5 protein-coding genes and 1 pseudogene are annotated in these 10,487 nt (G+C 69.9%); 3 read left to right on the top strand and 3 right to left on the bottom strand.

The genetic code is table 11. The features are described from left to right. Together AC08OX_RS00520 and AC08OX_RS00515 are read left to right on the top strand one after the other, a co-directional pair. The coding region (locus AC08OX_RS00520) for a carboxyl transferase domain-containing protein (protein WP_476605979.1) at positions 1 to 566 on the top strand (566 nt) is incomplete at its 5' end. A 161-nt stretch (positions 567 to 727) separates the two neighbouring features. Beyond that, positions 728 to 1,294, top strand: a pseudogene (locus AC08OX_RS00515) (esterase/lipase family protein); the annotation flags it as partial. Between the two features lie 306 nt (positions 1,295 to 1,600). On the opposite strand, the gene pcrA reads toward AC08OX_RS00515, so the two are convergent. The 3 genes from pcrA to guaA form a co-directional block, all read right to left on the bottom strand. Continuing rightward, complete coding sequence (gene pcrA / locus AC08OX_RS00510; RefSeq protein ID WP_476605978.1) at positions 1,601 to 4,105, bottom strand: DNA helicase PcrA; 2,505 nt, start codon at positions 4,103 to 4,105, stop codon at positions 1,601 to 1,603. A 335-nt stretch (positions 4,106 to 4,440) separates the two neighbouring features. After that, on the bottom strand, positions 4,441 to 5,595 hold the full coding sequence (locus AC08OX_RS00505) for a threonine ammonia-lyase (RefSeq protein ID WP_476605977.1): 1,155 nt from the start codon (positions 5,593 to 5,595) through the stop codon (positions 4,441 to 4,443). 232 nt (positions 5,596 to 5,827) lie between these two features. Continuing rightward, positions 5,828 to 7,396, bottom strand: a complete 1,569-nt coding sequence (gene guaA / locus AC08OX_RS00500) for a glutamine-hydrolyzing GMP synthase (protein ID WP_476605982.1) — start codon at positions 7,394 to 7,396, stop codon at positions 5,828 to 5,830. A 599-nt stretch (positions 7,397 to 7,995) separates the two neighbouring features. Between guaA and AC08OX_RS00495 the strand changes: the two genes are divergently transcribed. Then, the coding region (locus AC08OX_RS00495) for a nitrate- and nitrite sensing domain-containing protein (protein WP_476605976.1) at positions 7,996 to 10,487 on the top strand (2,492 nt) is incomplete at its 3' end.

The raw sequence follows: 10,487 nt of genomic DNA, 5'->3' as shown, positions 1-10,487 counted from the left end.
GTGCGGTGGTCGTGGCTGTCGGGGCCCGTCGCGGCGACGCCCCGGGGCCTGCCGGATACCGGTTGTTGGTCCGCGCCGCCCGGCTCGCGGGGAAGCTGGGGATCGGTCTCGTGACCCTGGTCGACACGCCCGGCGCGGCGAACAACGCGGACGCCGAGGCCGCGGGCATCGCGGCGGCGATCGGGGATGCGATGGCCGCGGTATTGGCCTGCCCCTCGCCGACGCTGTCGATCGTGTTGGGTGAGGGCGGCTCTGGCGGGGCTCTCGCCGCGGCGGTCACCGACGTCGTCGCCATGACCCCGGACAGTTACTTCACCGCGCTCTCCCCGGAGGGCACCGCCGTCACGCTGCGGATACCGGTCGAGCGGGCCGCAAACGTCTGCGGGCTACGGCCGACCGACCTGAACGCGCTGGGATTCGCCGATCGGCTCCTGTCCGCCACCACCGCAGCCGAGACGGCGCGCGACGCCGCATCGCTGCTCGCATCCCTGAGCCGGGGGGACCAGGACGATCGGCTGCGCCGACGGCAGGCTCGATGGTCGACAGGGCTACCTAACAGTCTGTAGCATTTCTCTCCGGTCTTTACTTGGCCACCGGGATATCTGCCGACCTGGGGGCGAGCACCACGGCTGGCGGCACGGATGGTACGGCGAGGGAAGGCGAGCAGGCCATCGGCGAGTGGATACTGCCATCGTTGTCTGCGGCCACGGCCCGCCTGAGGCGGGCCGTGGCCGCAGACAACATCGCCGCTCCAGGGCGGTCGGTCCTCACCGGCCTGCGCACGACCCCGGTGAACGCCCGCGGGCTCGCTGTGGAAGCGGCCTGGATCGCCACCCACCTCGCCCTCTACCCGGCGAGTGCGCTGCGCCGGCAGTGCCCGCGCGAGCACGAGCCCTACTCGCTGAGCGCGCTCTCCCCGCTGCACCGCAGCCTGCTGGTCAACGCTCCCGACGCGGCAGGTACCCCGATCCTGCTGATCCACGGCCTGATCGACAACCGGTCCGTGTTCACCCGGTTGGGCCGGTCGCTACGCCGCCGCGGTTTCCGCCGGGTGCGCACGGTGGAGCTGCCGCTGCTCGTGCCGACGGTGCAGGAAGCGGCGCTCCGACTCGCCGCGTCCGTGCACACCGCGATGACGGACAGCGGCAGGCAGCGCGTGCACATCATCGCCCATTCACTCGGCGGGCTGGTGGCCCGCTACTACGTGCAGCAACTCGGGGGCGATCAGTGCGTGGACACGCTGATCACTCTCGCTACGCCTCATTCCGGCACCCGTCTCGCCAGACTCGTCCCCCGGTCGGTGCCGTACCGGCTCGTCACCCAGCTACGGCCGGGATCGGCGCTCCTACGCGAACTCGCCGCACCCGCCCCCGGCTGCCGGACCCGGTTCGTCGCGATCGGCGCCGGGCTGGACAGCGTGGTGCGGCCCGCCGAGGCGGCGCTCGACCATCCCGATCTCGACATCGAAAATTACACCGTGCCGGGCCTCGGGCATCATTCCCTGGCGTTCAGCGGCAAGGTCGCCCACCTGGTCGCGAGCTGCCTCGCCGGGGCGGCGGACCGGCCGGGACCCTCGGGACCCTCGGGACCCTCGGGACCGTCAGAGCTTCTCGACGGGGGCGTACCGCAGGAGCAGGCGCTTCGTGCCGGTGTTCTCGCCGAAATCGATGGTCGCCTCCGCGGAGTCACCGACCCCGCCGGTGGCGACGACAACTCCGAGACCGAAACTGTCATGCGTCACCCGGTCGCCCTGACGCAGCTCCAGGACGGCCCGAGCGGCCGGCCGCGCGCGACCCGAGAATGGCGAGTTCGGTAGCGGTTTACGCGCCGCCGGGGCACCGGCGGCGCCCCGGCCGGTCGCGCCCGACCCAAACCCGCCAGACGAGCCCCAGGACGTCCCCGCGGGCGCTGGCGGGGGATCGGCCAGCCGGCGCCAGTCAACCAGCGTGTCCGGCACCTCGCCGAGGAAACGCGACGGCGGGTTGTAGGCCGGTTGGCCCCAGGCGCTGCGCATCACCGCGCGGGTCAGGTAGAGCCGGATCCGGGCCCGGGTGACACCCACATAGGCGAGCCGGCGCTCCTCCTCGAGCTGGGTGGAATCTCCCAGGGTCCGCAGGTGCGGGAAGACGCCGTCCTCGAGACCGGTAAGGAAGACGACGGGGAACTCGAGGCCCTTGGCGCTGTGCAGCGTCATGAGAGTGACCACACCATCGGAACCGTCGTCGGTCGGAACCTGGTCCGCGTCGGCGACGAGCGAGACCTGCTCGAGGAACTCCGCGAGCGTGCCCTCGGGCAGCCGCCGGGCGAACTCCTGGACCACTCCGACCAGTTCCTGCAGGTTCTCCACCCGGGCCTGGGACTCGACGGTGCCCTCGGCGAGGAGTTCCGACAGGTAGCCGGTGCGTTCAAGCACCGCCTCGACCACGGCCACCGGGTTGTCGGCCGCTACGGCGCGTAGCTCGGCGAGCAGCGCGGTGAACTCGCGCACCGCCTTCGCCGAGCGCGCGGCGATCCCCGGCACCTCGTCGACACGCTCCAGCGCCTGCGCGAACCCGATCCGCTCGACATCGGCGAAGCCCGCCAGGGCCGCCTCGGCCCGCTCGCCGATCCCGCGCCGGGGCACGTTCAGGATGCGACGCAGGTTCACCGTGTCGCTAGGATTGGCGAGGACCCGCAGGTAGGCAAGGAGATCACGGATCTCCTTGCGCTCGTAGAACCGCACCCCGCCGACCACCCGGTAGGGCAGCCCGACCCGGACGAAGATCTCCTCGAACACCCGGCTCTGGGCGTTGGTCCGGTAGAACACCGCGACGTCGGCGGGCCGCGCGAGCTTCGCGTCCGAGAGCCGGTCGACCTCCTCGGCGACAAAGGCCGCCTCGTCGTGCTCGTTGTCGGCGGCGAATCCGACGATCTTCTCACCGTCACCGGCGTCCGACCACAGCCGCTTGGCCTTGCGCTGGTTGTTACGCGCGATCATCGCGTTCGCGGCGGAGAGGATGGTCTGGGTGGAGCGGTAGTTCTGTTCCAGCAGGATCACCGCGGCGTTCGGGAAATCCTCCTCGAACTCCACGATGTTGCGGATGTTCGCCCCACGGAAGGCGTAGATCGACTGGTCCGCGTCGCCAACCACGCACAGCTCCGCCGGTGGGACGGCGCCCGAGGCCCAGGTAGCCGGCTCGGCCGGCTCCACCGGCGCGGACCCGCCACCGAAGTACGCCGGTTGGCCGACGAGTTCACGCACCAGGGCGTACTGCGCGTGGTTGGTGTCCTGGTACTCGTCCACGAGCACATGTCGGAATCGGCGCCGGTAGTGCTCGGCGACGTCGGGGAACGCCTGGAGGAGGTTCACCGTCATCATGATCAGATCGTCGAAGTCGAGGGCATTGGCCTGAGCCAGCCGCTGCTGATAAGCGGCGTAGACCTCGGCGACGGTCCGCTCGAGGTGGTTCGTGGCCCGGTCCCGTGCGGCCTCCCAGTCGATCAGTTCGTTCTTCAGGTTGCTGATCTGCGCCGCCAGACCTCGGGCGGGATGCCGCTTGGGATCAAGATCAAGGTCACGGGTGACCAGAGTGATCAAACGCTGCGCGTCGGCGGCGTCGTAGATGGAGAAGGCCGAGCCAAACCCGAGACGCTTCGCCTCGGACCTCAGGATGCGCACGCAGGCCGAGTGGAAGGTGCTCACCCACATCGCCCGCGCCCGGGGACCGACCAGCGCCGAGACCCGTTCGCGCATCTCGTTGGCAGCCTTGTTAGTGAACGTGATCGCCAGCATCTCCCCCGGCCGGACCCCCCGGGCCGCCAGCAGGTACGCGATACGGTGGGTCAGCACCCGCGTCTTGCCGGACCCCGCGCCCGCGACGACGAGCAGGGGTGCCCCGATGTGCACCACCGCCGCCCGCTGCTGCAGGTTGAGCCCGTCGAGCAGGCCCTCGGCATCCAGGCGTGGCGAGGAGAAGCCACCGGGCTCGTCCCCGCCCACCGGCGGCGCCAGCACCGCCGGGCCGAACAGGTCGTAGGGCACGTGCGCACCGCCGTGGACATCCGTCCCGACCGACCCGGCGATGCCGGATCCGCCGCCGTGGGAATCGCCGAAAAAGCCGCTCATGGGACTCCGATCGTACGTTCGACGTCGGGCAGGTCGGACCGCGGCATGCCCGGATCGCACCCAACGGCCCGGTCCGCGGTGTGGTCCGCGAGATGCACCGACGGCCCCACCCGGCCGCGGTCCTCGCGCGTCCATGCCACCGCATGACCATCACACGTCCACGCCCAGTGGTCGTCGACCCGCGTGCTGACCAGCCTGTTGTCCGTCGTTCCCGCCCCGCCCCGCGCGCGAGGGCGGGCCGTCGATGGCCGTGGTCCGCGTCAACGCCCGGCCCACCGGCGGTCAGGCGGCCACGCCACGTGGCCGCGCGGTCACGTAGTCACGTAGTCACGTAGTCACGCGCTACTCGACGCGCTCGGCGGGATGGCCGCGAGCGCCTTCACCCTGCTGGCCACCCCCGGGTCGATGTTGCCACCCGACAGGATTGCCACCGTCGGGCCCTGCGCGAGATCACCTCGACGCAACAAGGCCGCGACCCCCGCGGCGCCGGCCGGTTCCACCTGGTGGCCGGCCCGGTGCAGCAACACCATCGCCTCCCAGAACGCCGCCTCATCGACCGTGACGATCTCGTCCACCAGGCGTGCGGCAAGGGCGAAGGTCAGGACCCCCGGAGCGCTCACCGCCATACCGTCGGCGATCGTGGTCGACGCCGGGACCACCCGTGACGAACGTGGCGCCGTCGGCTGTTCGGACGTCCGGCTGCCCGGAATCGTCCCGACTCCCCGCAGTGTTCCGGCACCGGGCGTCGTTCCGGCACCGGGCGTCGCAGCCCCACCGGGGGGCACCGTGAGCCGCCGGCCAGCCCGCAGCGACGCGGCGAACGCCGACGACAGCACGGACTGCACTCCGACCACTCGCACATCGGGGCGCCGGGACCGCACCGCCGCGGCCAGCCCGCCGATCAGCCCTCCGCCGCCCACCCCGACCAGAACGGTGTCGAGATCGGGCACCTGATCGAGCAACTCCAAGCCGATCGTGCCCTGCCCGGCCACTACCGTCGGGTCATCGAACGGGTGGACCAGCAGCCGGTCTCCCCGGGCGGCGAAGGTGGCAGCCGCAGCGAGCGCCGCTTCCACCCCCCCGGGTATCTTCTCGACCCGGGCGCCCCACCGGCGCGTCCGCGCCACTTTGACCGGATTGGCCCCTACCGGCACGAAGATGGTCGCCTCGACGCCGAAGGCCGCGGCCGCGAAGGCCACTCCCTGGGCGTGGTTACCGGCACTGGCCGCCACCACCCCCCGGGCCCGCGTCGCCGGATCCGCGGTGGCCACCCGGTGGTAGGCGCCCCGAAGCTTGAACGAACCGGTGTGCTGCTCGTGCTCACACTTGAGCCAGACGGGCGCACCGACCGCCGCCGACAGGCCGAGATCCCGCACGACCCTGGTCCGTCGTGCCACCCCGGCAAGGACGCGGGCCGCGGCGCGGATGTCCGGCGCCCAGAGTTCGGCGTCCGGGGCTACCGATCGGTCGTCTGCGGCTGCTGCGGTCATGGAGCATCTCCCGGCGGCTGAGCGGCCACCTCACCATGACCGCGGCAATAAAAAAGCCCCCCGCCAGGACAAGGCGGAAGGGCGAGGCGCGGACCCGATGATCGGTCGCGCGCCTAGGTAATGGCCATCTCGTGCGGGGTCACATCATCCAGGGTGCTCCGGTCCCGCCCAGACGTCAAACGTGCCCGTCGGCGGGGGTCGTCCGACGGGCACGCGCTCCGATCCGGGATCGTCACTCCCACTCGATCGTGCCGGGAGGCTTGGAGGTGATGTCATACACCACCCGGTTAACCTGCGGCACCTCGTTGACCACCCGGTTCGAGATGCGTTCCAGCAGGCCGTAGGGCAGCCGGGCCCAGTCGGCGGTCATCGCGTCCTCGCTGGTGACCGCGCGCAGGACGATCGGGAAGCCGTACGTACGCTCGTCACCCTGGACGCCCACCGATCGCACGTCGGCGAGCAGCACCGCGAAGACCTGCCAGATCTCGCGGTCCAGGCCGGCCTTGCGAATCTCCTCCCGGATCACCGCGTCGGCCGCCCGCACCACGTCGAGCCGCTCGGGCGTGACCTCGCCGATGATGCGGACGGCGAGGCCCGGGCCCGGGAACGGCTGACGCCAGACGATCTCCTCGGGCAGCCCCAGCTCCTCGCCGAGCCGACGGACCTCGTCCTTGAACAAGGTCCGAAGCGGCTCGACCAGATCGAACCGCAGGTCCTCGGGCAGTCCACCGACGTTGTGATGCGACTTGATCTTCGCGGCCGTCGGCGAACCGGATTCGATCACGTCGGGATACAATGTCCCCTGCACGAGAAAGTCGATCGTCGCGCCCTCCGCCTCCGCCCGGACCTCCAGTTCGCGGGCGGACTCCTCGAAAACCCGGATGAACTCACGACCGATGATCTTCCTCTTCCGCTCCGGGTCGGTCACTCCGGACAGCGCGGCGGAGAACCGGTCGGCCGCCTTGACATGGACCAGATCCACGCCGGTAATCGCGACGAAATCGCGTTCGACCTGTTCCGCCTCGCCGGCCCGCAGCAAACCATGATCGACGAAGACGCAGGTGAGCGCGTCTCCCACCGCCCGGTGCACGAGCGCGGCAGCGACCGCGGAGTCCACCCCGCCGGACAGGCCGCAGATCAACCGTCCGGTCCCGACCTGGGCCCGGACGGCCGCGACAGCCTCGTCGACAATGTTGATCATTGTCCAGGTGGGCCGGCAGCCCGCACCCACGAGCAGGAAGTGCCGCAGCACGTCCATGCCTCGCTCGCTGTGGACCACCTCCGGGTGGAACTGCACGCCATAGAGACGACGCGCGGGGTCCTCGAAGGCGGCGACCGGGGCCGACGGCGTGAAAGCCGTTACCCGGAAGCCGGACGGCGCGGCGGTCACCGAGTCGCCGTGCGACATCCAGACCTGCTGGACAACGGGCAGACCGTCGAAGAGAACCCCGGGATCCGACACCGACAGACGAGTTGCTCCGTACTCGGCGGTTCCCGTGCGCGCGACGGCGCCGTCAAGCGCCTGAGCCATGACCTGATGGCCATAGCAGATACCGAGAATAGGCACTCCGGTAGCGAACAACGCAGGATCCACCCGGGGCGCGCCAGGCGAGTAGACGGACTTCGGGCCGCCAGAAAGGATCAGTGCGGACGGACGCCGGGCGAGGATCTCGTCCACCGACATATCCCACGGGACGATCTCCGAATACACATGACATTCGCGTATGCGCCGGGCGATCAGTTGGGCATACTGAGCACCGAAATCGATCACCAGCACGGTGTCGTAGCCCGCAGGCCCCACCGCGGACGGGCCGCTGGGGCCGTCCGCCGGGGACCGCGGAACATCCCGAACCGCGCCGGTATCCGTCGGCTCCGCACCGCGGCCAGCACTGCTACGCTGCAACTCGCTCACCCCGCAAGCCTACGGACACGGCGACCCCACCGGTCCGTCCAGGCGCCCAACCATCTCCCACGGCCTTCACCGGAACAGACGAAGCGCACCGGACGCCGCCGCGAAGGCGGTAAGGGCTCATGTAGGAGATGTCTAGGATGCCGAGTTTGCGCCTTCAGCCCGGTTCACTCACCCCGACAAGCGCTTCGATCATCAGTGACGCCCGATGTCGGGCTTCCCCGGCGGTTACGGTAGTGGTGACTCCGCGCGCAGTAGCGACAACTGACGTGCGGCCACCAAGGCGCTTACGGTAGGCGCCTTTCGGATGCCGACTTCGTACCGCTATGGTGCCTGACAAGGGACATCCGGGCCCGATACCGAGCCATCCTGGTACGACCTGTTCCGGGAGGCTGGCGGAGAGGTTGCGAAGGTACGTGCGCAGACAACCGATGGCCAGCAGCACGGGCATCGCCGCAGACTCGGAGCCGACAGTGGCGCCGGGTTCGCCCGTGGACGCCGAAGACGGCGGGCAGCGCGATGGTCGATCCGCCGCGCCACCGAACCCAGCCGGGTCGGGACTGGCGCGCCTTCGTCGCGCCGCCGCCAACCCCACCAACTGGCGGGTACGCACCAAGCTGATCGCGATTCTGGCCGTGCCTGTCATCGCGATCCTCGCCTACTCGTCCATCGAGGCGGGTACGGTGCTGACGAGCACGCGGGACGTCAACCGGGTGTCCGATCTGACCGAGCTCAGCCGCTCCGCGGCCGGGCTGGTCCACGCCCTGCAGGCCGAGCGCACCTACAGCACCGGATTCGTCGCCAGCGGTCCCGTCGGCGCCCGGGACGGGAGCACGATTCCAACCCGCCGGGCGGCGGTCGATGAAGCCTACAGGGCGTACAAGTCAGCTACGAACGAGCGGCGAGGCTCCTTCGGCAGTGAGGTACGCCGCGCTCTCGACGACGTCAGCAGCCGGATGGACACGCTGCCCGCCAAGCGGCAGACGATCGAAAGGCTGATCGACAGGAAGGCGGTCGAGACCGCCTTTCAGCCGATCATTGACTCACTGGTCAACCTGATCCGGCTGATCCCACAGGGAAATGACGACCAGGAGCTCAACGCCGGGGTCAACACGGCCTACTTCCTGATGTCCGGGACGGAACTTCTCGCCGAGGAGCAGGCACTCATCCATGGCCTGTTTACCCGCAACGGGAACCAGGTCTTCACGGCAGACGACTATCGCGAGTTCCTGTCGGCCGAGACCCAGCGGGGCCGCCAGCGCAACGATCTCGAGAACGCCGCTCTACCGAACCAGCTCGCGGTCTACGAACCGACGATCGACACCGAGACCAACGGGGACATCCGCAACACCCAGAATTACGTCGAAGAAATTCTGAATGCGCCCATCGGTCAGCCGCTGACCGCGCTGGAAGCCGAGAAATGGGACCAAGCGACCCAGCGGACCATCGACACCGGCACGGAAGCCGTTGACAAGCTCCTGGGTCTCGTCGACGCCCGCGCGGGCACCCTGCGGGGCAACATCCAGCGCCACGCGCTGCTGTCCGGTCTGCTGATTGTGCTCATCCTGGCCCTCGCCCTGCTCGCCGCACTGATCGTCGCGCGATCGCTGGTCCGCCCCCTGCTGGCGCTGCGGACTGCCGCGCTGGACGTCGCCGACCATCGGCTTCCCGAGGCCGTCCGTCGGTTGCGCGATTCCACCGAGCTGGACATCGACGACTCGATCGAACCGATCGGTATCGACACCGACGAGGAGGTCGGTGAAGTCGCGCGGGCTTTCGACGAGGTTCACCGGGAGGCGATCCGGCTGGCCTCCGAACAGGCGTCGCTGCGGAACAACGTCAACGCGATGTTCGTGAACCTCTCTCGGCGCAGTCAGGGACTGGTCGAACGGCAGCTGCGTCTCATCGACGAGCTGGAGAACCGCGAGCAGGATCCGGACCAGTTGTCCAACCTGTTCAAGCTGGATCACCTCGCCACTCGTATGCGGCGGAACAACGAAAGCCTGCTCGTCCTCGCCGGCACGGACACCGCTCGGCGCTGGACACACCCCGTCCCACTGAACGAGGTCGTACTGGCGGCCATCTCCGAGGTGGAGCAGTACACCCGGGTCAAGCAGACCTCGGCCGCCGCGGTGTCCATCGCCGGCAACGGTGTCAGCGACGTCGTCCATCTGGTCGCCGAGCTCCTCGAGAACGCCACCTCGTACTCGCCGCCGGCCACCAGCGTCCTCGTCACCAGCCGCTCGCTCGGTCCGGGGGCCGGGGCGATGATCGAGATCGAGGACCAGGGCATCGGCATGCCGGCCAAGGAACTCGAACGGGTCAACGACCGACTGGCGAACCCGCCGGTGGTCGACGTGTCGGTGTCACGGACCATGGGCCTGTTCGCGGTCGGTCGGCTGGCCAGCCGCCACGGCATTCACGTCCAGCTGCGTGAGTCCGCCTCCGGAGGTATCACCGCTGTCGTCCGGCTGCCCGCCAAGCTGGTGACCGGAGACGGCGGGGCCGGCACGGGACCGGCCCGGCCCGCCGCGCCGGCGTTGGGAACCCGCGTCGGCGACTCGCCGGCCGTCCCCGGTTCCCCGACCGGACCGCATGCACCGCAGCGGCCGGAACGCACCGGCTCGGGAACTCCCGAACCGGTGGACGGCAGGGTCGCGTCAACGAACGGCACCGGGGCCAACGGGCACCGGACCGCGAGTGAATCCGACGGACCAGAAAGCCTCTTCGACGACTCCAGTGGGCCCCGGCGGTTCCCCAGCACCGGGCCGTTCCCTCTCACCGGGCCGCTGGCCGCCGCCCAGCTCGGATCCGACCGGACGGGTTCGCCGCCCACCACGGATGATCGCGACTTCGGGCCGGACGACTTCGCTCCCGGCCTCGACGGCGACACCGAGCGCGGCAGCGAGACGGATGGCATCAGCGCCGCTCCGCCGACCCTGCCGCACGATCTACTCGGGCGGGGAGGAAACGACGAGGACCA

Source organism: Frankia sp. CoBUL1, from assembly GCF_978021245.1.
Note: the sequence above shows the minus strand (reverse complement) of the source record. Positions and strands in the feature narration are given on the sequence as shown.